This is a genomic window from Arthrobacter sp. Y3223164 (genome assembly GCF_059091005.1).
The window spans coordinates 1-313 of sequence record NZ_JBNHGF010000958.1; the positions used below are offsets into that span (position 1 = coordinate 1).

Here is a 313-nt window from a genome sequence, read left to right on the forward strand (position 1 = left end):
GGTGCGCCGCGCGACCAGGGAGGCGAGGCCGTCCGGCGTCGGATGGCTGACCACGCCGGGCATCCTGGCCACCCAGCGCCGGGTACCCCCGGGGAGCGGGAAGGATTCGACGATGCCGCCGGCCTCCAAATAGAGCACGGCGGTGCTGCCGTCGCCGGTGGTGTCGGCGAAGTCTCCCATCAGGTAGGCGTCCGGATACACCCGCGTCCGCACCGGGACGCCGAGTTGGCGGCGCAGGGCGGAATAGGCGCCGTCGGCCGCCACCACCAGCCTGGCCCGCACCGTCTCCGCAGCAGCAGCCGGTGCCACGCCG

The 313-nt window shown here is 74.4% G+C and carries 1 protein-coding gene; it reads right to left on the reverse strand.

Annotated elements, in window-relative coordinates; genetic code table 11:
* A partial coding sequence (locus tag AC5RUJ_RS18910; protein WP_494156594.1) for an FAD-dependent monooxygenase occupies window positions 1–313 on the reverse strand: 313 nt, incomplete at both ends.